This is a genomic window from Enterobacter cloacae complex sp. 309I3, assembly GCF_050031595.1.
In the GTDB taxonomy this organism is placed as follows: domain Bacteria; phylum Pseudomonadota; class Gammaproteobacteria; order Enterobacterales; family Enterobacteriaceae; genus Enterobacter; species Enterobacter cloacae.
Genome location: NZ_JBLGWI010000001.1, coordinates 3,216,821 through 3,241,070, shown reverse-complemented (window position 1 = coordinate 3,241,070; position 24,250 = coordinate 3,216,821). Strand labels below are relative to the sequence as shown.

Here is a 24,250-nt window from a genome sequence, read left to right as displayed (position 1 = left end):
GAGAAAACAGAGATGGAACAAGCGCATACCCGGTTAATCGCTCAACTGAATGAACGGATCGCCGCGCCCGACAACATGCCGCTGTATCTGAAATTTGCCGAAACGGTAAAAAACGCGGTACGCAGCGGAGTGCTGGAGCACGGGAATATTCTGCCCGGCGAGCGCGATCTGAGCCAGTTAACCGGGGTGTCGCGCATTACCGTGCGCAAAGCGATGCAGGCGCTGGAAGAAGAGGGCGTGGTAACGCGCGCCCGGGGTTACGGGACACAGATCAACAACATTTTTGAATATTCGCTCAAGGAAGCGCGCGGGTTTTCCCAGCAGGTGGTGCTGCGCGGTAAAAAACCTAACACGCTATGGGTGAATAAACGGGTGGTGAAGTGTCCGGAAGAGGTGGCCAGCCAGCTGTCGGTACCCCCGGACAGCGAGGTATTCTTGCTTAAGCGCATTCGTTACGTTGACGATGACGCGGTGTCGATTGAGGAGTCCTGGGTTCCGGTTGAGTTAATTCATGACCCGGACGCAATTGGCATCTCGCTGTACGACTACTTCCGTAGCCAGAATATCTTTCCGCAACGCACCCGCTCCCGGGTCAGCGCCCGGATGCCGGACAGCGAGTTTCAGGCGCATATCAGTATGGATGACAAAATACCGGTACTGGTGATCAAGCAGGTTGCGCTTGACCAGCAGCACCGGCCGATTGAGTACAGCATCAGCTACTGTCGCAGCGACCTATACGTCTTTGTGTGCGAGGAGTAAGGCCTCGCGCGTCGGCGCGCAATCCCCGCCGCGGTGGCTGACCACCCAGGCCGCCACCGCATTTCCCAGCGTCACGGCATCCGCCAGACGCCATCCTGCCGCCAGACCGGCAAGCGTACCGCCCGCATGGCTGTCGCCTGCGCCAATGGTATCGACGACGGTGGCGGGAAACGCAGGAACATAACCCGATGCGTCGCCTTCATACCAGGCTGCGCCATCTTTGTCGTGACGAATAATCAGCGCGGCGCCATAACGGTGCTGCCACTGCACGCCTAAAGTATCAACGTCCATGCCAGCGCGCTCCGCGGCAATCTGCGCCTCCTGACGATTGAGCGACACGATGGGTTTCAGGGCCATGATCCGCGCCATCAGCGCGTCGGGAATATCGGCAATGCGGGGGCCAAAATCGATAAACGCGGTGACGTTTTCCAGCGACTCCAGCCAGCGTGTGAGCAGTTCGCCCGATGGCGATGCCAGCTGATAGCCGGACAGATACACCAGGCTACCCGGTGGGACGTTCAGCCCATCCAGCCAGTGCGGCTGCCACTGGTTCTCCACGCCGCTAAACGACATAAAGGTGCGTTCGCCGTCAGGCTCTACCAGCGCCAGACACCAGCCGTTATCGCCCGCTTCGGCCTCCACGGCGCTGTGCAGATCCTGTCTTGCCATGGCGTTACGGATGATCTCCGCCCATACGCCGTGGCCGACGGGCAGGGCGTTTTGCGCCGCAATGCCGAGTCGCTTCAGGGCGATGGCAATATTCAGCGCACAGCCGCCGATATTCACCCCTTGTTGTTTCAGCTCGATATCGCATCCGCGCCAGGGCAGGGCGTACGCCTCGGCGATCACGTCGATGACCGCCGCGCCCAGCACCGTGACCGGGCGTGTGGCCTGTAACGTTTCAAGACGTTGGGCTAACGTACTCATACGCCCTCCCTTTGCTCCCGGTAGTGCAGCAGTTTTTCGCAATAGTAGTCAAAATCGAGCTGGTTTTCGGTATCGAGTTCATCCTTCAGCGCCGGGTCAATCGCCTGCACGCCGTGCAGTGCCCCGCAGATGGCCGTTGCCATCGCCCCGATGGTGTCTGTATCTCCGCCGAGGTTGGCGCACAAAATCGCGCAGCGGTTTGGGTCCGTGCCGGCCAGCTCCACCATCGCAATCGCCGCCGGAACGGACTCAATGGTGCTGGTGCCCGCACCAATAAGCTGATAAACCTGCTCGCTGGCGGAGTCGATGCCGTGTGCTTCCCGCACGGTCTTAAGCGCCAGTTCAATACGAGCCGCCAGCGAGGCGCTGAAGGTGGTGGTATTCGCCTCCTGTGCGTAGCGGGCAATGCCGGGCAGGGCATCGACGATGTTCTGCCAGCGCTCGCCGTCGATGGCGCGCGAAACCGCCCAGGCAATCACCACGGCCCCGGCGATGGCGAGGTCCGATTTATGCGTCGGGCTGGAGGCCAGCGCGACCTGCCCGACAAAATGTTCCAGCCGCGTCGCCGGTAGCAGGCAGCCCAGCGGGGAAGCCCGCATCGCCGCCCCGTTGGTCACACCGTTGTTGTCCAGTTCGCTGACGGGTTTGCCGTCGCGGATGGCGTTAAGCGCGATTTTTGAGGTGGGACCCAGCACGTTTTTATTAAAGGCATCGAAATCCAGCGCCCAGTTCAGGATGTGTTTGCCGATGATATCCGCGTCAATCTCCCCGTCGCATTCGATAATCGCATCGGCCAGGCACAGCGCCATCGAAGTATCATCGGTAAACTCCGCGCGCTTAAAATAGCAGGCCGCGTTATTCTCTGCCGGGCCGGGTAAGAAGCGGTCGATCCAGCCGAAGTGCGCTTTTACGCGCTTTCTTGGCCACAGCTCGGAGGGCATACCCATCGCATCCCCTAACGCCTGCCCGTAAAGAGCACCGAGAATACGTTCTTGTTTCATTTAACTTCCCCTTGTGTCAGCGCAGCATCGCCATCAACCACCTCAATTGCGGTGATCTCTTTGTCCGATTCGCGGAAAAACAGCATAAACAGCACGGCGATCACGGCAATCATGATCGCACCGAATGTCCACATTCCGGCCCAGTTGAAGGTCAGCCCATTCACCGGCTCTTTGTAAGCGAACATTTTTTCCATCATCACGCCGCCCAGGCGGTAACCCAGCAGGCTACCAAAGCCCTGACAGCACAGCGTAATCAGGCCTTGCGCAGCCGTACGCATATGCGCCGGCGCTTTTTTATCCACGTAGATATACGCGGTTACATAGTAGAAGTCGTAGCTCACCCCGTGCAGCAGAATGCCGAGGAACAGCAACGCATAGGTGAAGTATTGTTCCGCGCCACCGTAAACAAAGAAACCGTAGCGGATGGCGGCCGTGAGCAGGCCCAGCAGTAAGACCTTCTTAATACCAAAGCGTTTAGTGAAGAACGGCAGCGCCAGCATAAAGAAGATTTCAGAGAACTGGCCGAGCGTCATCCAGCCGGTGGCGTTTTTCATCCCCACTTCGGTGAGATAGCCGTTGGCGAAGATGTAATAGAAGGCCAGCGGCATCGCGAACAGGAAAGAGCAGAAGAAGAATACCAGGAAGTTTTTGTCGCGCAGCAGGATCAGCGCGTCCAGACCGAGCATCACTTTGAAATCCAGCTTGCCGGTACTTTTCGGCGGCGTATTCGGCAGGAAAAGGGCAAACACACCCAGCAGGGCAGAGCTGGCTGCGGTCATCAGCAGCGGAATATTGGTATCAGAGATATCGCTATAGCCCAGCATCTGCGGCAGGAACCCGCATGCCAGACCGGAGGCGATCCAGCCGATAGTGCCCATCACGCGAATACGCGGGAAATCGGCTTCCACGTCATCGACGTTGGCGAAGGCAATACTGTTGGTCAGCGCAATGGTGGGCATATAGGTAAGAGAGTAGGCCAGCAGCAGCGGGAAGAAGGTGCTGAACTGGGTTTGCTGTGCGGCGAAGTACATCAGAACGGCACCGGCAAACATCAGCACCGCCAGCACTTTCTGGGCGGCAAAGAAGCGGTCGGTCAGCGAGCCGACGAGAATAGGCGACAGGATCGCCGCAATGGCCGTACAGGCGTAGGACCAGCCAATCTCCCCGGCGGTAAAGCCGCTTTTGCTCAGCCATAGCCACAGCGGCACAAACCACGCTCCCCAGATAAACCATTCAACAAACATCATGAATGACAGTTGGACTTTCGTTTTCATTGTTTAATCCTGCATGTCAGTGAGAGTACGCCTTTAACATACCATTCAATAATACCTTTAAAATACCTTTGTGGTGATTGTTTGATCAATGTAACAGTTTTGTTGTACACGAATCGAGCCAGCAGATTGTGCTGAAAAAAAATGCAAATGCTGGAAAATCTGTTAAGTCGGTACCAGGCTTAGTCTGCCCATAAAAATGTGGGTCTGGATAAACACTCACCGACATGACGTCGGAATTACGGGAGCATCGCTATGACTGATATTGCGCAGTTGCTTGGCAAAGACGCCGACAGCCTTTTACAGCATCGTTGTATGACCATTCCAGCAGACCAGCTTTATCTGCCCGGCCACGACTACGTTGACCGCGTGATGGTGGATAACAACCGTCCACCGGCCGTGCTGAGAAATATGCAGACGCTCTATAATACCGGGCGGCTGGGCGGTACCGGGTATCTCTCGATTCTGCCGGTTGACCAGGGCGTTGAGCACTCGGCAGGCGCCTCCTTTGCAGCCAATCCGCTCTACTTTGATCCGAAGAACATTGTTGAGCTGGCGATTGAAGCAGGCTGTAACTGTGTGGCCTCTACCTATGGCGTGCTGGCGTCTGTTTCACGGCGTTATGCCCACCGCATTCCTTTCCTCGTCAAACTGAACCACAACGAGACGCTCAGCTACCCAACCGAATATGACCAGACCCTCTACGCCAGCGTAGAGCAGGCGTTCAATATGGGCGCAGTAGCGGTTGGGGCAACGATCTACTTCGGCTCTGAGCAGTCCCGTCGTCAGATTGAAGAGATTTCCGCTGCCTTTGAACGCGCACATGAGCTCGGGATGGTGACCGTGCTGTGGGCGTATCTGCGTAACTCCGCGTTTAAAAAAGACGGGGTGGATTACCACGTCTCAGCTGACCTGACCGGTCAGGCGAACCACCTGGCCGCAACCATTGGCGCTGACATCGTGAAGCAGAAAATGGCCGAGAATAACGGCGGCTATAAGGCGGTGAACTTCGGTTATACCGATGACCGTGTCTACAGCAAACTGACCAGCGATAACCCGATCGACCTGGTGCGCTACCAGCTGGCGAACTGCTACATGGGACGCGCCGGGCTGATTAACTCCGGCGGTGCGGCGGGTGGAGATACTGACCTGTCTGACGCGGTACGCACGGCGGTTATCAACAAACGCGCAGGCGGTATGGGGCTGATACTTGGCCGTAAAGCGTTTAAGAAATCGATGGCTGACGGCGTGAAGCTGATCAATGCAGTTCAGGATGTTTATCTGGACAGTAAAGTGACGATCGCCTGACGCCTCACTCTCCCTCTCCCTTTGGGAGAGGGCTGGGGTGAGGGGATTAGCGCAGAAGCACACAATCCGGCGGCAACCGGCACTGCAGCGCGCCGGGCAATACCTCTATGCGGAAATGCTCCCCGCTCAACGGTTCCCCATCCAGATTAAACGTCATCCCGTGCGGGGCATTCACTTCGAACCACGCGGATTTTCCGGCAATAATGTTTGGGCTCTCTTCGGGCTGCGTCAGCGTGGTAAATAGCGCGGGCAGCAGGCCGTCGCCGGTGAAAATACGCAGCTGAAGCTGACCGTCATTAATCAGCGCCTCCGGGCAAAGCTGCTGCCCGCCGCCTGCCTGACGACCGTTGCCAATGCCAATCACCAGCGCGTCTCCCTGCCACTGGAAATCCTCGCCGCGAATTTCGCAGCGGTCAGGCTTGAGGGTGTCCATGCGCATCAGGCCGTGGATCAGATAAGAGACACCGCCCAGCGCCGCTTTGAGTTTTTCCGGTGTTTCGCTGGTGATCCGCGTGCCGAACCCGCCCGTCGCCATGTTGATAAAGCAGGTTTTGTCATTCACCTGCGCAATGTCCACGGCGGTAGCTTTGCCGAGGATCGCCAGTTGCAGGGCTTTACTCAACTCCTCCGGAATGCCAGCGCTGGTGGCAAAATCATTGGCGGTACCGAGCGGTAAAATGCCCATCACCGGACGGTCTTCGCTGGGCAGGTCGACAAGCGCAGAGGCGATCTCATTGATGGTGCCGTCGCCGCCGCCGGAGATAATAGTCTCGACGCCCAGCGTCAGGCCTTCATGGATATACCGTGCCGCGTCGCCTTTTTCCCACGTGACCCGTACATGGATCCGCGCCCCATCTTCCCGCAAATCAGTGATTACCTGACGCAGCAGATCGTTGCCTGCACTTTTACCATTTAGAATCAATAAACTGTCTGGATAGGTTGCCATCCTCGCTGCTCCCTTTTTTAGCGTTAGTAAGAGTGTATAGCAGTGCGGAAAAAAGCGGGTAAGAACAGGATGAAAGGGAAAAATAAGGCCGCCAATTTTATCTGGAGGCCTTTCCAATTTAGACTCATTTATGAGGAGGGTAATCGAAACCTCCATGAGGAGGACGACAGCGATAAATGCGTTGTAATCCCAATCTCCACCCTTTCAGAAAACCGAACCGCTTCAGGCTAATCAGCGTGTACTTTGAGCAGGAAGGAGTATGGCGGCAGCGATTACGGATACTCATTGGGGCATGGTTACGGTATAAGAGTATGAAATGTATGCTAAGCCATTTAAGCATCTGTCACTTCTTTTCTGAAAGTAATGACATAATAGTGGGTCAATGTTGATTTATTTCCGCCAAAGCACCCTGGCCGCTCTTCTATACCGATTGTATCAACGCGCTGGAATTCCCACCCTTCGGCAGCCCAGGAATTCACTTCTTGCTCTAAATACGCTGCTGCAATGCCATCTTTATTATCCTTTGCCTTGATAGAAATGTTTGGTGGAATCTGAACCATCTTATAGGTGTACATATAGAATCCCTTGCTGTTTGAGTGGTTATTGATGGTAAGGCCTGACTTCTTTTGATTCAAATGGATTGTTGCAGAAACAAGGTGATGCGATCGCCTACAGGCATCAAAAGTGTAATTTTATTTCCTCAGGAGATGTTCCATGCAAGTGCAGCAGAATGGCGAAAAACAGAGCATTAAAAAAATAAGCCCACGTAAGGGAGATTACGCGGGCTAAGGAGGTGGTTCCTGGTACAGCTAGCATTTATGGGTTATGTTTTTCAGCGCTGGGGATAATACCCGTATTGAACGAAGCGGTATGTGATCCGATTCTAAGAATTTTCCCGGCGCGAAAAAATTTCCCTGGTTGACTATTTACTATGCGGATTTCGGGTGCTTTCACCGTTGAAATTGCGCATCAGCAGGGCAAACTCCAGCTCCACCTCTTCCGGTACCGGCAGCCAGACGGTATGACCATTGCCCGGCGCAACCTCAATCGCTTCGCCTTTGCCGTTCTCCAGGTGTTCCAGCGTGAAGTTCATGTTGCCCTGCGGGGTCATCAGCTCCAGGCTGTCGCCTTTGGTGAACTTGTTTTTCACCGCCACGGCGGCCAGCGCACCTTTGCGCTCGCCGGTAAAATCGCCGACAAACTGCTGACGCTCGGACACGGAGTAGCCATGCTCGTAATTCTGGTAGTCGTCATGGGTATGACGACGCAGGAAACCTTCGGTATAGCCGCGGTGCGCCAGACCTTCCAGAGTTTCCAGCAGGCTGGTGTCGAACGGTTTACCGGCTGCCGCGTCGTCAATCGCTTTGCGGTACACCTGTGCGGTACGCGCGCAGTAGTAATAGGATTTGGTGCGGCCCTCAATTTTCAGGGAGTGCACGCCCATCTGGGTCAGACGTTCAACGTGGGCGACGGCGCGCAGATCTTTTGAGTTCATGATGTACGTGCCATGCTCGTCTTCAAAGGCGGTCATGTACTCGCCCGGACGTTTGGCCTCTTCAATCATAAACACGCTGTCGGTTGGCGCGCCGATGCCCAGCGTAGGCTCAACGTTCGTAACCGGGATTGGCTCATGCTTGTGGACGATATTACCGATATCGTCCTCTTTGCCTTCCTGGACATTATATTCCCAGCGGCAGGCGTTGGTGCAGGTGCCCTGGTTCGGGTCGCGCTTGTTGATGTAACCGGAGAGCAGGCAACGCCCGGAGTAGGCCATGCACAGCGCACCGTGAACGAAAATTTCGATTTCCATATCCGGCACCTGGGTGCGGATCTCTTCAATTTCGTCGAGGGAAAGTTCACGCGACAGAATGACGCGGGTCAGCCCCATCTGTTTCCAGAATTTGACCGTCGCCCAGTTCACGGCGTTAGCCTGCACGGAGAGGTGAATATCCATCTCCGGGAAGTTCTCCCGAACCAGCATGATTAAACCCGGATCCGACATGATCAGCGCGTCCGGCCCCATATCCACCACCGGCTTCAGGTCACGGATGAACGTCTTCAGCTTGGCGTTGTGCGGCGCGATGTTGACCACCACGTAGAATTTTTTGCCCAGGGCATGCGCTTCGTTGATGCCGAGCTGCAGATTCTCGTGGTTGAATTCGTTGTTGCGCACGCGCAGCGAGTAGCGCGGCTGGCCCGCGTAGACGGCGTCGGCACCATAGGCGAAAGCGTAACGCATATTTTGCAGCGTTCCCGCCGGGGAAAGGAGTTCCGGTTTAAACATGTTTATTCTCGTTCTGATGACAGGTCAGATCCGCGTGCACCAGGTGCAGCGGTAAGGGGAGATCCCCCACTTTAAGGGCGGGCATTGTAGCGCCGCGGGGCAGGGAGGTAAAGCTTTGCCCCTCACCCCTTTGTGGAGAGGGTTAGGGTGAGGGGGCGTTTAGCTATGCAATCCTGCACGCATCCGCTTCCCAGCGGTATCCCACGCCATACACCGCGCGAATAAATGACTGTTCGGCGTCGAGCGCCTCCAGCTTACGGCGCAGGTTTTTGATGTGGCTGTCGATGGTGCGGTCCGTCACCACGCGGTAATCGTCATACAGGTGGTTGAGCAGCTGCTCGCGAGAGAACACTTTCCCCGGCTCGTGGGAAAGGGTTTTCAGCAGGCGGAACTCAGCAGGCGTGAGGTCGAGAAGCTTGCTGCGCCAGCTGGCCTGGAAGCGGCTCTCATCGACAATCAGCGGGCTTTCGGCGTCCAGCACCTGAAGCTCGCGCTGCGGTTTACAGCGGCGGAGAATGGTTTTCACGCGGGCGACCACTTCACGCGGGCTGTAGGGTTTGCAGATGTAATCGTCCGCGCCAATTTCGAGTCCCAGCAGGCGGTCGATCTCTTCGATTTTTGCCGTCACCATGACGATCGGCACGTCGGAGAAGCGACGAATTTCCCGGCACAGGGTCAGGCCATCCGTTCCGGGGAGCATCAGATCCAGCAGGATCAGATCCGGCGGCGTCTGGCGCACGTACGGTAACACCTGATCGCCATGGCTGATAAGCGACGGGGCGTAGCTGGCCGCACGTAAATAGTCGATGAGTAACTGCCCAAGCTTAGGCTCGTCTTCCACAATCAAAATGCGTGGCGTGTTTTCGTCAATCGGTAATTCGGTCATGCTTCTCTCGATAAATCCCGTTCCAGCGGTAACTCTACTGTAATGCTAACCCCGCCAAAAGGCGAATGGGCGGCACGCAGGGTGCCATTGTGCGCCTCGACGATATTAACGCAAATCGCCAGTCCCAGCCCGGAGCCGCCGCTGGCACGGTTGCGGGAGCCTTCGGTGCGATAAAAACGTTCAAACAGTTTTTCCAGCTGCGCATCCTGCACGCCGGGAGCGGAGTCGGCAAAGGTGAGGGCGAAGCGGCCGTTTTCCTGTCTGCCGGAGATGTGCAGTCCGCCACCGCTGTCGGTGTAGCGCAGGCTGTTTTCCAGCAGGTTGTTGAAGAGCTGCATCAGACGATCTTTATCGCCAAACACCACCGCGCTGTCCGGCAGGGAGAGGTCAATGGTCAGGTTGCGGCTGGCAAAACGTTCGCGGAAAGCCCCGCTGATGACCTCCAGAATGTTGATTACGTCCACCGGTGCTTTCTGATAGGCCAGCGCCCCTTCGTCTGACATGGAGAGCTGGTGCAGATCGTCTACCAGTTTGGTCAGCGTACCCACTTCCGCCTGCAGCGAGGCCACGGATTCGGGCGTGAACTTGCGCACGCCGTCCTGAATGGCCTCCAGTTCGCCGCGCAGCACTGCCAGCGGGGTGCGCAGCTCGTGCGAAATATCGGCCATAAAATCGCGACGCATCTGCTGGTTTTTCTCCAGCGTACTGGCGAGCTGGTTAAAATCCTGCGCCAGCTTACCCAGCTCATCCTGGCTGCGCGTGTCCACGCGGGTGGAAAAATCCCCGGCGGCCAGTTTATGCGTACCTTCCACCAGCCTTTTCACCGGGGCGAGCAGGCCCCGCGCCAGCGGGAAGGTGGCAAGCGCGGCCAGCAGCGTGGAGAGGATGACGATCAGCCAACTGGCCCGGCGCTGCTGACGATCGAAGTTGATATCGGTGTTGCGCGTCAGGCGTTCCACTGGCGAGGCGATAACCCAGCCGACGGTAGCGTTATTCACTTTGATTGCCCGCCGGGTGCCGTCCGGGGGAATGGGCGCACGTGGGCCAACCAGCGTGCGCATATCCTGGTCGATCACCCAGAACTGGGTGCGCCAGCCGTGGGGCGGCATGCCCGGGCCGGGGCGGTCATCGCCGCTATCGTGCTCCAGCGAGCGCAGGATCTGGAAGATAAAACGGTCATTGTTACGTAAAAAACGCCAGTTCCCGTGCTGGGCATACTGCTCGCTCAGTGCATCGCTCAAACCCTGCAGGCGCTGCTCATTACCATGCTTAATGTAATCGATAAAACCGCGCTCAAAGCTGAGCCGCACGGCCCAGTGCATGGTGATCAGCAGGACAATACAGGTGGCAAAAATTGCCAGAAAGAGCTTACCGGTAATGCCCGGACGCCAGAATTTCATGATCCACTCCTCTTACTGCGCCGGATAACGACGTTCTTACGGGTATCATCCGGCACACGGGCGAAGATGAAAGCGGGCAGGGCGATGATAACCGCCATGCTGAGATACGTGTATAAAAAGACCTGATGCGCCACCGGCGTGTCGATGCTGAGATGGTGCTGACCGTACATGCCGAGCAGTAAACCGGCAATGGTGACCCCCACGCTCATGGAGAGCTGCATGATCATCGACAGCAGACTGTTGCCGCTGCTTGCCAGTTCGTCCGGCAGATCCTTCAGCGTCAGGGTGTTCATCGACGAGAAGCGCATGGAGTTAATAATGCCCTGGCAGAACAGCACCAGCGGCAGGGCGTAGTACCAGCCCATCAGCGCTACGGCCATAAACAGCAGGCTGACCAGTGCCAGCCCCAGCGTGGCGGTGACCAGCACGTGGCGATAGCCAAAGCGGTTAACCACCTGCACCACAATGCGCTTCATTCCCATGCTGCCCAGCACCATCGGGATCATCATCAGCCCCGCGTGAAACGGTGAAAAGCCCATACCGATTTGCAGGAACACGGGTGTCATAAACGGCAGCATGCCGCTGCCCACGCGCCCCGCAAAACTTCCGAACAGGCCAAGCCGGTAAGTAGGGTTTTTAAACAGCGTCAGGCTGAACAGCGCCCGGTCGTTTCCTCTGGCATGCCACAGATACCACAGAATGGCGCTCATCCCGATAACGATCAGAATGGCGAGCGTCAGTGAGGAGATTCCCAGCCCTTTTTGCCCGTCGAGAGCGAGGGTCAGCGTCGCCATACCGGTGGCGAGCAACAGAAAACCGATTACATCAAAGCGCCGCGTCTGCAGGGTGTAGTTGGGCATCAATGCCAGGGTGGCGATAGCGCCAATAATGCCCACCGGCAGGTTGATGAGGAAAATCCAGTGCCAGGAGGCATATTCCACGAGTATGCCGCCCAGCGCCGGACCAAGCAGCGGACCCACCTGGCCTGGTAAGGTCACAAAAGTCATTGCCGCCATATACTGCTCGCGCGGGACGATTTTCATCACCGTCAGTCGCCCGACTGGCACCATCATAGCCCCACCGACGCCCTGCAGAACGCGTGCCATCACCAGCTGATCCAGCGTATTCGCCATCGCGCAACACAGCGACCCCGCGGTAAACAGCACGATAGCGGTGAAGAAGATATTGCGCACCCCCACTTTGTCCGCCAGCCAGCCGCTGGCAGGGAGCATCACGGCAACGGTCAGCACGTAGGAGACAATCACCATATGCATGTGCAGCGGGCTCTCCCCCAGGCTTTTTGCCATTGAGGGGAGGGCGGTGTTGACGATGGTGGTATCCAGCGACTGCATAAAAAAGCCGAAGGCCACTATCCATAATTGCCAGCGAACGTTACTGGGAAGATCAGTCATTTACCCGGTCACCGTGGTTCTGTTTTTACGTGAAAAACGCAGCCGCAGGCGGTCAAAGAACAGATAGACCACCGGCGTGGTGTAGAGCGTCAGGAGCTGACTCATCACCAGCCCACCGACAATAGTGATCCCCAGCGGCTGGCGCAGCTCTGAACCATCGCCACCGGAGATCACCAGCGGCAGCGCGCCAAACAGCGCCGCCAGCGTGGTCATCATGATCGGACGAAAACGCAGCAGGCAGGCCTGGAAAATTGCCTCTTCTGGCGTCAGGTTGCCGTTACGCTGAGCCTCCAGCGCAAAGTCCACCATCATGATGGCGTTTTTCTTCACAATACCAATTAACAGCATGATCCCGATTAAGGCGATGAGGCTAAAGGGCGCGCCAAACAGCTCCAGCGCCAGCAACGCCCCCACGCCTGCCGACGGCAGCGTCGAGAGAATGGTCAGCGGATGAACATAGCTCTCATACAGCACGCCAAGCACGATATAGACCGTGGCAATGGCCGCCAGAATCAAAATCACCTGCGAATTCATCGTCTCCTGGAAGACCTGCGCGGTCCCGGCAAAACTGCCGCGCACGGTCGAGGGCACGCCGAGCTGGGTCATGGCACGGTCGATGGCCTCGCTGGCCTCGGAAAGCGACGAACCGGTGGGCAGGTTAAAGGAGATTGTGGACGCTGCCGACAGCCCCTGATGGTTCACAGAGAGCGGCGCGTTAGCAGGCCGCCAGCTGGCGAAGTAAGAGAGCGGGATCGCTTTACCGTCGTTGTTAATGACAAACATTTTATCCAGCGCGCTGATGTCCTGGGTATAGCGCGGGTCCACTTCCATCACCACCTTGTACTGGTTCATTGGCTGATAGATGGTGGAAATCTCGCGCTGGCCAAAGGCGTTATTCAGCAGGCTGTTGGCGGCTTCAACGTTAATGCCCAGCCGCGACATGGTTTCACGATCGTAGGTCAACGCCATCTCTGCCCCGTTGTCCTGCTGATCGGAGTTCACGTCCGCCAGCTGCGGCAGGGCGGCCAGCGCTTTACGGATTTTGGGCTCCCACTCGCGCAGCGCGGCCAGATCGTCAGAGAGCAGGGTGTACTGGTAGCTGGCGTTCGCCTGACGTCCGCCCACGCGGATATCCTGAACGGCCATCAAAAACAGGTTGGCGCCTGGCTCTTTGGCGAGCTTCATTCGCAGCCGGTCTATCACCTGCTGCGCCGTTTCATTGCGCTCGCCGCGCGGCTTAAGGGTGATAAACATCATCCCGCTGTTAACGCGTGACCCGCCGGTAAAGCCGGTAACGTTATCCACCGCCTTGTCTTCGCGGATGATCTTCATAAAATCCTGCAGCTTGCCGCGCATCGCCTGGAAGGAAATACTCTGGTCAGCCTGGATGCCGCCCATCAGCACGCCGGTGTCCTGCTCCGGGAAGAAGGTTTTCGGGATGGAGATATACAGCCAGACGTTGAGCGCGATGGTGCCGACAAGCACCAGACCAACCAGCCGCGTGTGGTTGAGCACCCACTTCAGTGATTTTCCGTACCCTTCCTGCATTGCCAACAGGAAACGACCAAACCCTTTACGACGCGGCTGCGAGTGCGGTTTGCTGCGCTTAAGCATCCAGCCGCACATCATTGGCGTGAGCGTTAGCGAGATAATCAGCGAGATGCCGATAGCCACCGAAAGGGTGACGGCAAATTCGCGCAGCAGTCGCCCCGGCAGCCCGCCCATCAACAGCAGCGGCAGGAATACCGCCACCAGCGACAGGCTCATGGAGAGCACCGTAAAGCCCACTTCGCGCGTGCCCTGCAGGGCGGCCTGCAGCGGTTTTACCCCGGCTTCCAGATGGCGGGAAATATTCTCCAGCACCACGATGGCGTCATCCACCACAAAGCCGGTGGCGATGGTCAGCGCCATCAGCGACAGGTTGTTCAGGCTAAAGCCGCACAGGTACATGGCGGCGAAGGTACCAATCAGCGACACCGGTACCGCAACGGCGGGAATAAGCGTTGCGCGGCCCGAGCGCAGAAACAGGAACACCACCAGGATCACCAGCCCGACGGAGATCACCAGCGTCTGTTCCACCTCTTCAAGCGAGGCGCGAATGGTCGGCGAACGATCCTGGGCAATCTGCAGATCAATAGCGGCCGGAATGGTCTTCTGCAACTCCGGCAGACGCGCGCGAATGCTGTTTACCGTTTCAATAATATTGGCTTCCGGCAGCTTGCGGATCATCAGCAAGATGGCTGGTTTGGCGTTGGTCATCCCGGCGTTGCGCACGTCCTGCACCGAGTCGGTGACGCTGGCCACGTCGCTTAAACGTACCGCCGCGCCGTTATTGTAGTGGATGATGAGCGGCTGATATTCGGCGGCGGTTTTGAGCTCGTCGTTGGTCTGGATCTGCCAGCGGTGGCTGTTGCTCTCTATCGCCCCCTGCGGCCTGCGCACGTTGGCGCTGCTAATGGCGGAGCGCACGTCATCCAGCGACACGCCCTGGTTAAACAGCGCCTGCGGGTTCAGGCCGACGCGCACGGCGGGCAGGGAGCTACCGCCAACGCTCACGTCACCCACGCCGTTTATTTGTGAGATCGTCTGCGCCAGTTGGGTCGACGCAAAGTCGTAGAGCTGCCCCTGGGAATAGGTGTCCGAGGTCAGCGTCAGGATCATGATCGGCGCGTCGGACGGGTTGGCTTTTCGGTAGGTCGGGCGGCTTGGCATTCCGCTCGGCAGCAGGCTTTGCGCGGCGTTGATCGCCGCCTGCACGTCGCGCGCCGCACCGTTAATATCCCGGTCGAAACTGAACTCCAGAATGATGCGCGTGCTGCCGAGCGAGCTGCTGGAGGTCATCTCGTTGACCCCCGCAATTCGCCCGAGCGAGCGTTCCAGTGGCGTGGCAACCGACGAGGCCATGGTCTCTGGCGACGCGCCCGGCAGCGATGCGCTGACCATGATCACCGGAAAATCCACCTGCGGCAGGGGGGCTACCGGCAGCAGGCGGAAGCCCAGCACGCCGCACAGCGTAATGGCGAGCGAGATTAAAATCGTCGCCACCGGGCGGTAAATGAAGAGGGCGAAAAACTTCACTTACGCCTCCTCTTCACGTTTCGGGAAGCGGCTTTTGGTCCACAGGGCCAGTTGGTCAAACAGCAGGTAAATCACCGGCGTGGTGAACAGCGTCAGCACCTGGCTCACCAGCAGACCACCGACCATGCCGATACCCAGCGGACGGCGCAGCTCCGCACCGACGCCGGTGCTGAGCATCAGCGGCAGCGCGCCCAGCAGGGCGGCGAGCGTGGTCATCAGAATCGGACGAAAACGCAACAGGCAGGCCTGGAAGATGGCGTCTCGCGGCGACATGCCCTGCTCGCGCTCGGCGGCAAGGGCGAAGTCGATCATCATGATGGCGTTTTTCTTCACGATCCCGATAAGCAGAATGATGCCGATAATGGCGATGACGTCCAGTTCGCTGCCCGCCAGCATCAGGGCCAGTAGCGCACCCACCCCGGCGGTCGGCAGGGTGGAGAGGATGGTGATTGGGTGGATAAAGCTTTCGTACAGCACCCCGAGGACGATGTACATCGCCACCACCGCAGCCACGATCAGCCAGATGGTATTGCCCAGCGCAGCCTGGAACGCCAGGGTGCTGCCCTGGAACTGGGTCTGAATATCAGACGGGAAGTTGAGTTCTTTCTCCGCGCCCAGAATGGCCTCGACCGCCTCCCCCAGCGAATAGTTGTCCGGTACGTTGAACGAGATGGTGGTGGACGGGAACTGATCGAGATGGTTAATCGACAGCGGCGTATAACGCTCCTCCACGCTGGCTATGGCGCTTAACGGCACAATACCACCGTCTTTGCTGGTCAGGCGCACCGAGTCCAGCGCGGCCAGGCCGGGCGTGTTATCGGTGTTGTTTTCCAGCACCACGCGATACTGATTCGCCTGGGTATAAATGGTGGAGATGAGGCGCTGACCAAAGGCGTTATAGAGCGCGTTGTCCACGTCGGACATGGTGATGCCCAGCCGGCTGGCAGTATCGCGATTGACGTTCACATATGCCGCCAGCCCTTTGTCCTGCCAGTCGCTGCTGACGTCAGAAAGCTGCGGCAGCGCCTTGAGTTTGTTGACCAGTTGCGGTACCCACGTGCTCAGCGCATCAAGGCTGGTGGCCTGAAGCGTGAACTGGTACTGCGTGCGGCTGACCTGGGTATCGATGGTCAAATCCTGAATTGGCTGCAGGTAAAGTTCAATCCCCGGCACGCGCGCCACGGCAGTTTGCAGCCGCTCAATGACGGCGTTGACCCGATCGTCGCGGTCATCCAGCGGCTTGAGGTTGATTTGCAGACGCGCACTGTTCAGCGACGGGTTGGTGCCATCGACGCCCACATACGCGGTCAGGCTTTCCACCGCCGGATCTTTCATGATGATGTCAGAGACCTGCTGCTGACGCTGCGCCATACTGGCGAAGGAGACCGACTGGGGCGCCTGAAGCGTGCCCTGAATAATGCCGTTGTCCTGGATGGGGAAAAAGCCTTTCGGGATAACGATCCACAGCATGACGCTGAGTGCCAGCGTGCCGAGTGCCACGCCGAGCGTCGCCCACGGGTGGTTAAGCACTTTTGCCAGCACCCGGCCGTAAGCGGCAATGATCCGTTCGAACATCCGCTCAGAGGCACGAGAGAAGCGGTTTTGCTTGCGCAGGGATTCATGGCTCAGCATACGGGCGCACATCATTGGCGTCAGGGTCAGCGACACCACGGCAGAGATCAGAATGGCGACCGCCAGCGTGACGGCAAACTCGCGGAACAGCCGCCCGACGATATCGCCCATAAACAGCAGCGGGATCAGCACCGCAATCAGGGAGAAGGTCAGCGAGATAATGGTAAATCCGATCTCGCCCGCACCTTTCAGCGCAGCGGCCAACGGTTTTTCACCCTTCTCGATATAGCGCGAGATGTTCTCGATCACAACGATGGCATCATCCACCACGAAGCCGGTGGCGATGGTGAGCGCCATCAGCGTCAGGTTGTTGATCGAAAAATCGAGGAACACCATCACGGCAAATGTTCCCACCAGCGAGAGCGGCACGGCAACGGCGGGAATGATGGTTGCCGGTACGTTGCGCAGGAACAGATAGATGATCATCACCACCAGCGCAATCGCCAGCATCAGCTCAAACTGGGTATCGGTAACCGACGCGCGAATGTTGGTGGTGCGGTCGGAAAGCACCTTCACCGTGACCGATTTTGGCAGGCTTTCGATAAGCTGCGGGAGCATGGTGCGAATGCTGTCGGCGGTTTCAATGATGTTAGCGCCCGGCTGGCGCTGCACGTTCATCACAATCGCCTGCTGTTTGTTGGCCCACGCACCCAGCCAGCTGTTTTCCGCGCCTTGTTCAACGGTGGCGACGTCACCCAGACGTACCGGCGCACCGTTCTGGTAGGCAATAATCAGCTGACGGTACTCATCGGCAGACTGCATCTGATCGTTGGCCGAGAGCGTCACGGCGCGGGTGGGGCCGTCCAGCGAGCCTTTCGCCGAGTTGACGTTGGCGTTGCTGATGGCGGTGCGGATGGTTTCGCTGGTCAGCCCCAGCGCAGCGATGGCCTGCGCGTTAAGCTTCACGCGCACCGCCGGGCGTTGTCCGCCCGCCAGCGTTACCAGCCCGACGCCGGAGACCTGGGAAATTTTCTGCGCCACGCGGGTTTCGACCATGTCTTCCACCTGGGTCATTGGCATGGCGGAAGAGGTGACAGCAAGGGTCATGATTGGCGGATCCGCCGGGTTTACTTTGCTGTAGACCGGCGGGTTAGGCAGGTCTGACGGCAGCAGGTTGGTGGCAGCGTTGATCGCAGCCTGCACCTCCTGCTCGGCCACGTCCAGTGACAGCGAGAGCTGGAACTGAAGCGTCACCACCGACGCCCCACCGGAGCTTTGCGATGACATCTGTTTCAGGCCCGACATCTGACCAAACTGGCGTTCCAGCGGAGCGGTAATGGCGGAGGTCACCACATCCGGGCTGGCGCCAGGATAGAGGGTAACGACCTGAATGGTGGGGTAATCCACTTCCGGCAGCGCCGAGACGGGCAGGAAGCGATAGCCAATAATCCCGGCGAGCAGGATCGCCACCATCAGCAGCGTGGTGGCAACAGGGCGCAGAATAAACAGGCGTGATGGCCCACCTGTTGCGCCTGGCGGCATGACCTGCATCAGGAGTTCGCTCCCTGTTTCGCGGGTGCAACCACTTCGACTTTGGCGCCTTCGGTCAGACGATCGATACCGTCCGTCACCACGCGGTCGCCCGCAGAGAGTCCGGCGCTGATCACAACCGTCTGGCTGTCCTGAATCCCGGTTTTCACCAGGTGCTTGCTGACTTTATTGTCGCTGTTCAGCACCCAGACGAAGTTACCTTCGTTGCCCATCTGCAGCGCGGCGGTGGGGATCACCACCGCGTTTTCTTCCGTCGCCACCAGCATGCGTGCATTTACAAACTGATTCGGGAAGAGGGCGTCGTCCTGGTTGTTAAAGCGCGCTTTCAGCTTGATGGTGCCGGTGGTGGTGTCGATCTGGTTATCCAGGCTAAGCAAAGAACCTTCGCTCAATTTCTGCTTGTTGGTACGGTCCCAGGCTTCCACCACCAGCCCCTTTCCGGCTTTCTGCGCCTGCACCACCGTCGCAATTTCGCTTTCCGGCAGGGTGAAGACTAAATCAATTGGGTGGGTCTGGGTTATGACCACGATGCCCGTGGTATCTCCGCTTGAGATCTGGTTGCCGATATCGACCTGCTTGAGGCCAACGCGTCCGTCAATTGGCGCGGTGATGCGGCTCCAGTCAAGCTGCAGCTGCGCGCTGGCCACCGCGGCCTCGTCAGCTTTGATGGTGCCCTGGGTTTCGCTGACCAGCGATTGCTGCGTGTCCAGCTCCTGACGAGAGACCAGATTGGTTTTCACCAGCTGCTGATAGCGCGCCAGATCGCGCCGGGCGTTAGCGAGCGTGGCTTTGTCTTTGGCAAGCTGCCCCTGAGCCTGGGCAAGGGCGACTTTGAACTGGCTTGGGTCGATCTCGGCCAGTAAATCGCCAGCTTTCACCTGCTGACCTTCCTGGAAGTGGATCGCCATGAGCTGACCGTCGACGCGGCTGCGTACCGTGACGGTGTTGGCGGCGGTAATGGTCCCCAGGCCTGTGAGATAGCGAGGCACGGCTTTATTCACCGCAGTGGCCGCCTGAACCGGTGCCAGCGCGCCGCCGCGCATACCGTGACGTCCCCCGCCCGCAGGGCGTTTTGACTGACTGCTGGCGCCTGCCGGAGTAGAAGGCTCGGCGGATTGAGTGTGCCAGTACCAGGCGGCGGCAAGGACCACCACAATGATGCCAGCGGCGATTGCCCAGCGGGATTTATGACTGCCTTTCATCGTTATACGTTCTCATCCTGAAACACTTCGGGGAATGATACTAGTTTAGTCAGGTCAGTCGGCAGAAAAATGGAGGAAATATGGAAGACTGTCGGGAATTGTCTGAATGGCGGAGAGGGCAATGTGACACCGTGTGCACGGGCATAAGATGCTATCTCATCGCTTTGAGTGAAAGCGGCGAAGAACAGCAACACGTTGTGATAAATGCGCGAAATAAACCGTATCATTCGAATACCAGGATTTTTATATTATTCGCGGAATATTCTTATTTTTATAAATAACCACAAAAATAATGAATTTCTCGTGCGTTATTACTTTTAGGTTGCGTATAAGAATTTTCCTTGATTTATTTATTTGCGTTAGGAATATTTCATTTTTTACTAAAATGGGTTGTTTTTGTAGCATTTTTTTAACAAGTTTTTTCTTTTCTGAGGGTTTTCATAGTTTATTGATTTGAAATGTTTTTTAATCTTTTGAATCTTTTTTTAATTTTGATTTGCATCAAAAAGCAAGAATGGATGCAAATTCTTTAATGTGATTATTTTTTAGATTTAAAAACTTAATTATGAATTTTTATGGTTTTAAACTCTAATCTGTAGGCATTTACTTATCTTCCAGACAAGAAAATTCCTAATGATGTTGAGGATTTGATAATTTCATGCTGTTGCTGTTAACAATATCTCGGAACATAATTTTTCGGCGCGGCAATTCTCGCTCGCAATTAAATGGAGCTTCCCGGTTACTTATTATGAAAAGTGCCAGGTTGCGCGTTTGTTCTTAGGAGAAGAAAATGAAAAAATTATTACTGGTGGCCTCTCTGGTTTCTGTTTTCGCAGCAGCAAATGCAATGGCTGATGTTACTGCATCTGCCACTGCGTCATGGGATGCTACAGCAACAAAAGATACAACTAGCATGCTGGTTGTTACTCCGCTGAACTCCCTGACATTCCAGTATGCGGAAGGTCTGAATGCTTTTAATACTCAGGATGGTGCTTTTGACATTACGATCCAGGGACAGGAAAGTGCAACCGACTTTGAACTGACTGCACAGGTCATTAGCAATACCCTAACCAATGCAAGCGGCGATGCATCTACTCTGGATGTCGGTGTTGCCTGGAACGGTAATGCACTTTCCAGTTCTGCTGAAACCGTTCTGGTTAATGCCTCATCAACTTCTGGTCTGGAAAGTCTGATGGCTGACGGTGCTTATAACGGTGCTGAACGCGTGAGCGATCAGTCCAGCTTTAAGTTCTCTATCGCCTCTGCGACGTCTGATGGTTCAACAGCTGTCACTGACTATTCTGCTTTGCCTGATGGCTACTGGACAGGCGATGTGAAAGTACAGTTCAACGCGACCTGGACCACGCCTGCGTAATGAATGAAAAAATTCGGGAGATTTTTCTCCCGAATTTCTTAGGAATGTACTGATGAATAAATATTTACCCTTTGCCATATTGGCGGGGATCGCTACGTCTTTTTCCAGTTGGGCAATTAATGTGGGTGATATCACGTCGATAATGACTTCCGAGCAGAGTTCATTATCGAAAGAGATTATCAACACGACGAATTCCGCACGCTATGTCAGCGTTACGGTGAAACGACTCTCATCACCGTTGCCTGATGGCACCGAAATAAGCATTAATCCAGGCGAATTACTGTCTACACCCGCCAGCCTTATTCTTCCAGGCGACGCGAAAGATGTTTTCCGCTTTTTCTATAAAGGGCCAGAGGATGATAAAGAACGCTATTATCGCCTGCAATGGATTGATGAACCTGTGAGCGAAAGCGCAGCAACGAAAGCGGGCAAAGCCGCGACGGCAACGGCTTCAGCGGAAATTGGGACTATTTTAGTTGTAGCTCCGCGTAATGAGCGCTTCAACTACAGTCGTCAGGACGATTTGATCATCAACACAGGTAATGTCTCTTTCCGCGTGATTGCCTATGGCGTGTGTAAGGATCCCGCTCAGGACCAGGGGCGGGGATGCCGGGAACGCTATTACGTTATGCCTGGAACCAAAATAAGGCTTCAAAAAAGCGATGTATCAAACAGCCGCACTCGTATTGGCATTTGGCATGGCAAGCAATTTATTACAGTGAAGTAATGCACGACGCCATTACCGGTGCCAATAATAAAATGCTGAAGTGTAAGGATGCATATGTCATTTAAATATTTTATTGGAGGGAGTGTATTTCTCTCTTTAGCGTTAACACCAGGGGCAGTTCATTCCGCCCCCGTTAAAATTGGTCATTATGTCATTCCTGGTACTTTTGCGCGCTCTCTGGAGCAAGGGATGACAGTTCCGGTGTTTATTCGGTATCAAGAGACGGACGAAAAAAGCCAGCAAAAAATTGCTGATGCGGTGATCTCATTGGTTGACGGGAATATTACAGTCAAATCGATAATGGTTTCTGACTTGCCAAACAATGCTGTGCTGGCGGATAAAACGCGCGAGATGGTAGAAAAAATAGGCAATGTGAAATTTAAGGACAACACCGCTATTGCCCTTACGCCTGAAGCACGTCTTCAACTGAACATTTCATCGTTCCACCTGGAGATGATCGTCAGCAGGGACGCGTTGACCGAGGCTGTTGTGGCGCGCAGCTCCTTGTTAGGTCCGTCAAGCGTTGACCGGTTAACTAACGTGCTCAATTACAGTTTTGGTACCTATTACAATGATTATCAAAACGGCAACAGTTCCCGCAGCTATTTAACGCTGGATAATACAACGTCACTTCGTGAGCACCATTTTAATATTAATGGTTCGGTATATGGTATTGGTGAAAGTAATGGTTCCAGCAACGTTTATCGGGCGATGTACGAGCGCGATTACGAAGGTTATCGCCTGGCATTAGGAATGCTTGATACGTGGAATGTCCAGTCTATTGCCAGTCTTAACGCCTTAAACGGCGGAAAAATCTACGGTGCAAGCTACGGAAATAAAGGCAGCACCGTTGTCGAAAATACCTCCCTTTCGCTGACCCCGATTACGGTCTTTTTACCGGCAGCTGGGGAGGTGCATGTATTTCGTGACGGACGCCTGCTGAGCGTTCAGAACTTTAACATGGGCAGCTACGAAATTGACACCAGCCGTTTCCCTTACGGGGTGTACGACGTTACGGTGGATATTGTCGTCAATGGGCGCACGGTCAATACCCGCATGAGTCGCGTAAATAAAATCTTCTCACGCCAGCAGGCGGCGGGGCTGCATGAGATCTCATGGCAGGTCTTTGGCGGTTCGCTTGATTACGATCGCGTCAGTTATAAGCGCAATCATTACCGTGACTTAGGCAGTGAACAGAGCTGGATTGGAGGGGGCGCGGCTTCTCTGACGCTGGCGGTGCTTTCCGGCCTGAATATGAAGTCAACGCTTTACGGTTTTGATTCCAATGCGGTTAACGAAACTGATATCACGTTAAATGTGAACGAATACGTGAGTGTGGGTGCGCAAACGATGCTGGCAAATGATGGAACCTGGCGAAATGTCAGCAATGTGAATGTCAGCGCACCCGGTGGATTTGGCTCAGTGTGGGCCTCTCGGGAAGACAGCAAAATTGGTGACCGTTTGCCGGTGCAAGAACGTGATAACTACTCCATTGGCGGCACGATCAACCTGGGAAGCGTTATTCCACACGGAGGATCGCTAACGCTAAGCCAGACGGAAAACCGCTATTCAGGCAATAAGTATCGCAATATAGATTACAGCACAACACTTTATGCCGGACGGTATGCCACTGTCGGTCTGCGGGCGGGTGTACAGCGCTACTTCTATAACAACACGAATGATGACGGTCGTCAGGAGCGTTATGTCAGCCTGGACTTCTCGTTACCACTGGCCTCCTGGTTAAGTGTGGGCGCATCGCGCGATCGTTACGGTGCGACGCAGGGCAATATCAGCGCTCGTAAACAGTTTAAAGATGGCCCAATCACCTCAGCAGGCGTTTCTGCCTCGACGCGCCTGAGCGGAGAGCAGAATTACGGCAACGATTATTCCGTCAATGGCAATGTCAGTTACAGCACCCAATATAACGCCGGGACGGTCTCTGTCACTCGTTCAACAGATAACTCGACTAACATGAACTTCTCTTCTCTCGGGGCAATAGCCTGGGCTGGCGGTGATGTTGGTCTGAGTAATGAGCGACAACGCTCGGGGATCATTGTTAAAACGGGTCTGGCAGGCGATGGAAAACTGGCAGCAAAAGTCAATAACCGCAATTACCTGTTGAGCGGTAAATCGACCTTTATTGCGCTCCCTCCGTATGCGCAATACAAACTGGAAATTATGAACGACCGGAACTCCGAAGACAGCTTCGATATTGTTTCCGGACGCAAACACGCGATGAACTTGTATCCAGGGAATGTGAGCGTTGTTGCACCGGAAGTGAAAAGTATGGTGACCGTATTTGGTCGCGTCCGCTATCCCGATGGGCAACTGGCGGCGAACACAGATATCCATAATCACATAGGCAAAACTCGGACTGACGGGAAAGGTGAGTTCGCGATCGATATCGATAAAAAGTATCCCATCATTACCCTGGTATCAGCTAATGGAAGTATCTGTGAAGCCGATTTGGATCTGGATAAAGCCAGGGGGGCTGCGTGGGTGGGTGATGTTAAATGTGCACTGCAATCGACAATCGCGCAGAGGTAATTCT

18 protein-coding genes are annotated in these 24,250 nt (G+C 55.9%); 5 read left to right on the top strand and 13 right to left on the bottom strand.

What is annotated here, in order from left to right:
* Nucleotides 1-12 precede the first annotated feature (12 nt).
* On the top strand, nucleotides 13-759 hold the full coding sequence (locus ACQG22_RS15395) for a GntR family transcriptional regulator (RefSeq protein WP_013097911.1): 747 nt from the start codon (nucleotides 13-15) through the stop codon (nucleotides 757-759).
* Here the strand turns inward: ACQG22_RS15395 and ACQG22_RS15390 are convergent.
* From ACQG22_RS15390 to ACQG22_RS15380, 3 genes are read right to left on the bottom strand one after another with little or no spacing between them, the layout of a single operon-like run.
* Nucleotides 733-1,686: a PfkB family carbohydrate kinase gene (locus ACQG22_RS15390; RefSeq protein ID WP_369706649.1), complete on the bottom strand. Its 954-nt coding sequence runs from the start codon at nucleotides 1,684-1,686 to the stop codon at nucleotides 733-735. The genes ACQG22_RS15395 and ACQG22_RS15390 overlap by 27 nt on opposite strands.
* Nucleotides 1,683-2,687, bottom strand: coding sequence for an ADP-ribosylglycohydrolase family protein (locus ACQG22_RS15385; RefSeq protein WP_149896213.1), 1,005 nt, complete (start codon nucleotides 2,685-2,687; stop codon nucleotides 1,683-1,685). Before ACQG22_RS15385 ends, ACQG22_RS15390 begins: the two co-directional genes overlap by 4 nt.
* Nucleotides 2,684-3,961, bottom strand: coding sequence for a nucleoside permease (locus ACQG22_RS15380; protein ID WP_038979525.1), 1,278 nt, complete (start codon nucleotides 3,959-3,961; stop codon nucleotides 2,684-2,686). Before ACQG22_RS15380 ends, ACQG22_RS15385 begins: the two co-directional genes overlap by 4 nt.
* 252 nt (nucleotides 3,962-4,213) lie before the next feature.
* Here ACQG22_RS15380 and fbaB point away from each other — a divergent pair, with 252 nt between their 5' ends.
* Complete coding sequence (gene fbaB / locus ACQG22_RS15375; protein ID WP_008500869.1) at nucleotides 4,214-5,266, top strand: class I fructose-bisphosphate aldolase; 1,053 nt, start codon at nucleotides 4,214-4,216, stop codon at nucleotides 5,264-5,266.
* A gap of 46 nt (nucleotides 5,267-5,312) precedes the next feature.
* Here fbaB and yegS read toward each other — a convergent pair whose 3' ends face one another.
* The 10 genes from yegS to ACQG22_RS15325 all read right to left on the bottom strand — a co-directional run bounded on the left by yegS (nucleotide 5,313) and on the right by ACQG22_RS15325 (nucleotide 19,597).
* On the bottom strand, nucleotides 5,313-6,212 hold the full coding sequence (gene yegS, locus ACQG22_RS15370; RefSeq protein ID WP_013097907.1) for a lipid kinase YegS: 900 nt from the start codon (nucleotides 6,210-6,212) through the stop codon (nucleotides 5,313-5,315).
* A 124-nt stretch (nucleotides 6,213-6,336) separates the two neighbouring features.
* Nucleotides 6,337-6,552 carry a membrane protein insertion efficiency factor YidD gene (gene yidD, locus ACQG22_RS15365; RefSeq protein WP_071829996.1) on the bottom strand — a complete coding sequence of 72 codons (216 nt, stop codon included), beginning with the start codon at nucleotides 6,550-6,552 and terminating at the stop codon, nucleotides 6,337-6,339.
* Nucleotides 6,545-6,787: a hypothetical protein gene (locus tag ACQG22_RS15360; protein ID WP_013097906.1), complete on the bottom strand. Its 243-nt coding sequence runs from the start codon at nucleotides 6,785-6,787 to the stop codon at nucleotides 6,545-6,547. The genes yidD and ACQG22_RS15360 overlap by 8 nt, the downstream gene beginning before the upstream one ends.
* 347 nt (nucleotides 6,788-7,134) lie before the next feature.
* On the bottom strand, nucleotides 7,135-8,496 hold the full coding sequence (gene yegQ / locus ACQG22_RS15355) for a tRNA 5-hydroxyuridine modification protein YegQ (RefSeq protein WP_040022494.1): 1,362 nt from the start codon (nucleotides 8,494-8,496) through the stop codon (nucleotides 7,135-7,137).
* A 163-nt stretch (nucleotides 8,497-8,659) separates the two neighbouring features.
* Nucleotides 8,660-9,382, bottom strand: coding sequence for a two-component system response regulator BaeR (baeR, locus tag ACQG22_RS15350; protein ID WP_013097904.1), 723 nt, complete (start codon nucleotides 9,380-9,382; stop codon nucleotides 8,660-8,662).
* Nucleotides 9,379-10,782, bottom strand: a complete 1,404-nt coding sequence (gene baeS / locus ACQG22_RS15345; protein ID WP_020690175.1) for a two-component system sensor histidine kinase BaeS — start codon at nucleotides 10,780-10,782, stop codon at nucleotides 9,379-9,381. The genes baeR and baeS overlap by 4 nt, the downstream gene beginning before the upstream one ends.
* Complete coding sequence (locus ACQG22_RS15340; RefSeq protein ID WP_102752101.1) at nucleotides 10,779-12,194, bottom strand: MFS transporter; 1,416 nt, start codon at nucleotides 12,192-12,194, stop codon at nucleotides 10,779-10,781. The genes baeS and ACQG22_RS15340 overlap by 4 nt, the downstream gene beginning before the upstream one ends.
* On the bottom strand, nucleotides 12,195-15,272 hold the full coding sequence (gene mdtC / locus ACQG22_RS15335; RefSeq protein ID WP_013097901.1) for a multidrug efflux RND transporter permease subunit MdtC: 3,078 nt from the start codon (nucleotides 15,270-15,272) through the stop codon (nucleotides 12,195-12,197).
* Nucleotides 15,273-18,395 carry an MdtB/MuxB family multidrug efflux RND transporter permease subunit gene (locus ACQG22_RS15330; RefSeq protein ID WP_369706650.1) on the bottom strand — a complete coding sequence of 1,041 codons (3,123 nt, stop codon included), beginning with the start codon at nucleotides 18,393-18,395 and terminating at the stop codon, nucleotides 15,273-15,275.
* Nucleotides 18,395-19,597 carry an MdtA/MuxA family multidrug efflux RND transporter periplasmic adaptor subunit gene (locus ACQG22_RS15325; RefSeq protein ID WP_369706651.1) on the bottom strand — a complete coding sequence of 401 codons (1,203 nt, stop codon included), beginning with the start codon at nucleotides 19,595-19,597 and terminating at the stop codon, nucleotides 18,395-18,397. Before ACQG22_RS15325 ends, ACQG22_RS15330 begins: the two co-directional genes overlap by 1 nt.
* 790 nt (nucleotides 19,598-20,387) lie before the next feature.
* Here ACQG22_RS15325 and ecpA point away from each other — a divergent pair.
* The 3 genes from ecpA to ACQG22_RS15310 are packed head-to-tail and all read left to right on the top strand — an operon-like array spanning nucleotide 20,388 to nucleotide 24,246.
* Nucleotides 20,388-20,972, top strand: coding sequence for a common pilus major fimbrillin subunit EcpA (gene ecpA, locus ACQG22_RS15320; protein ID WP_013097898.1), 585 nt, complete (start codon nucleotides 20,388-20,390; stop codon nucleotides 20,970-20,972).
* 52 nt (nucleotides 20,973-21,024) lie between these two features.
* Complete coding sequence (locus ACQG22_RS15315) at nucleotides 21,025-21,699, top strand: hypothetical protein (RefSeq protein WP_013097897.1); 675 nt, start codon at nucleotides 21,025-21,027, stop codon at nucleotides 21,697-21,699.
* A 54-nt stretch (nucleotides 21,700-21,753) separates the two neighbouring features.
* Complete coding sequence (locus ACQG22_RS15310; protein WP_369706983.1) at nucleotides 21,754-24,246, top strand: TcfC E-set like domain-containing protein; 2,493 nt, start codon at nucleotides 21,754-21,756, stop codon at nucleotides 24,244-24,246.
* The last annotated feature ends 4 nt before the right edge of the window (nucleotides 24,247-24,250 follow it).